Source organism: Paenibacillus sp. 598K (genome assembly GCF_003851045.1).
Taxonomy (GTDB): domain Bacteria; phylum Bacillota; class Bacilli; order Paenibacillales; family Paenibacillaceae; genus Paenibacillus_D.
Genome location: NZ_BFBX01000297.1, coordinates 1 through 221 on the forward strand (window position 1 = coordinate 1; position 221 = coordinate 221).

Annotated in this window: 1 protein-coding gene; it reads right to left on the reverse strand. The window is 73.8% G+C overall.

The features are described 5' to 3' along the window. Positions 1-221 (reverse strand): dihydroxy-acid dehydratase domain-containing protein (locus tag PA598K_RS35155; RefSeq protein ID WP_185602438.1); only part of this gene is annotated, 221 nt, incomplete at both ends.

The window sequence follows — 221 nt, forward strand, 5'->3', positions numbered from 1 at the left end:
CGCCGGCAGCCCCTTGTCGCAGGTGCCGACGCCGAGCACCGCCGAGCGCAGCGGCAGCGAGCGGATGAGCCGGCGCAGCACCATCGCCGCATCGTTGCGGTACGGCAGCGAGTCGAACATCCCCGTCGTCCCCTGGGAGCGGCCGTCGCACGGATCGCTGACGAAGCCGGCGAACGGGATGTCGCCGCGAGCGCTGATCCCGCGAGCGGCCGCCTGCACTC